General features: G+C 31.7%; 1 protein-coding gene and 1 pseudogene. Both read left to right on the top strand.

What is annotated here, in order from left to right; genetic code table 11:
- Positions 1 to 29 precede the first annotated feature (29 nt).
- Positions 30 to 803, top strand: a pseudogene (locus RDN22_RS11340) (ZmpA/ZmpB/ZmpC family metallo-endopeptidase); the annotation flags it as partial.
- Between the two features lie 525 nt (positions 804 to 1,328).
- Entirely contained in the window at positions 1,329 to 1,538 is a 210-nt protein-coding gene (locus RDN22_RS11335) for an LPXTG cell wall anchor domain-containing protein (protein WP_308558160.1), read from the top strand.
- The last annotated feature ends 108 nt before the right edge of the window (positions 1,539 to 1,646 follow it).

Genomic DNA, 1,646 nt, shown 5'->3' with positions numbered 1-1,646 from the left:
ATTTAGCCATAATAAAACCCCCGAAATTCATGTCCGAATTTCGAGGGTCACCACAAGATTTACAAAATTATATGCACGGTTTATTTGATGTGACTTACTTGCTCGATTATGCCGAAGCTCAAGCAATGGTTAACAAGTCAACTAGTGAGAAGTAATTGATGTATGCTCAACTGAGTTACAATTCTGCTAAAAAAGCTGATGTTGTTTCAGGCCCAATCAGTAAAGAAGTTGCTGATAAATTAAAGACAATCGATGATTTTATCGATAATAATATTATTGCTAGACGTGGTTATAAGGCTGGAAATTATAACAATAATGCTTACTTACAGGTTTCTTTATATGCACCTGATTATGCTGGAATTCAAAGCAATAATTCTATTTCGGGTGGAATTACTTTCCGTAAAACTGCTTTTGAATTACTTGCTGCTAAGGGATGGAAAGATGGATTCATTAGCTACATTAGTGATAAGTATGCTATTGATGCAAAGAAAGCTGGTAAGTCATTAAGTGATTCTTTCATCTTAGAAAAAATTTTTAACGGTGAATATGATAATGACTATGCTACTTTCAAAAAAGCGATGTTCAAAGAGCGAATTGATAAGCTTAATGACTTCAAGCCATTAACCATTACTTTGAATAAGAAAAATATCAAATTAAATAGTTGGGATGATTTGCAAAAATTGATGCAAAATACTGTTGATCAAGAGCTTGCCTTAAGGTCCAAGGGAAAAGGTTCTAACTTGATTAACAACTTGAAGGCTGCAATTTTAGCCGCAGAATTTAAGCAAACCGATGACTTTAGAGATTCAATTTTTAAATCTGAAGTGGTAAAACAAGGAAAAATTATTGGTGATGGTACGATTACTGATTTACCAAAATATGATACTGATTCTCTTAAAAAGGGTGAGAGTATTTATGACGGTACCACTTATGATCTAAAGCCTTTTGACTTAAATACTCTTAAGAAGGGTGAAAGTGTAGGAGACAGTACAAGTTATGATTTATCAACTCTTGATTTGTCAAAGAAGAATTCTAACAAGAACAATTTCCAGAAAGAAACAGAACTTGAAAATGCAGACTATAATTTGCCAGAACTAGTCTTATCAATTAAACAGAATGACAATGATCAAGATAATAATCAAATCACTGATCAAAAGCTTGATGATAGTGGCAATAAAGCAGATTTAACTAATGAAAAAGTAAGTTCTAAGGATACTCATAAAATTATTAGTGATAATGTAAATCCAAAGAGTATTTCTAAAAAGAAAACCAGCAAATTAGTTTCAAAAGAAACCAATTCAATCAATCCTAAGACTGTATCTTTAAATATGGCACCAGTGAAATCAAATGAAATAAAGATGAATACTGATACTCAACGCCTAATGTTACCTAATGGTACAAACCGCTCTTTAACTAAAAGTAATGAGTCTCTACCACAAACCGGCAATAAAACCACTTGGGCTTCATTTAGCTTAACAATTATTGGTGGCTTAATTTCAATGCTTGGACTTGTAGGAATTAAGAAGAAAAATAAGTAAAGTAGTTTTTATAAAAAATAAAAGGCCAACTTTGTAGGAAAAATGAAGTGAGACCAAAAGTTAGACACTTTTGGGTCTTTTATTATGACTAAATTTAATAAAGAACAA

It is taken from the genome of uncultured Lactobacillus sp. (genome assembly GCF_902491705.1).
In the GTDB taxonomy this organism is placed as follows: Bacteria; Bacillota; Bacilli; order Lactobacillales; family Lactobacillaceae; genus Lactobacillus.
This window is presented reverse-complemented; position numbering and strand designations above follow the sequence as displayed.

What these genes read in the sequence shown, in the direction of transcription:
- RDN22_RS11335 (WP_308558160.1), top strand. Translation starts at nt 1,329, where the DNA reads ATGGCACCAGTGAAATCAAATGAAATAAAGATGAATACTGATACTCAA.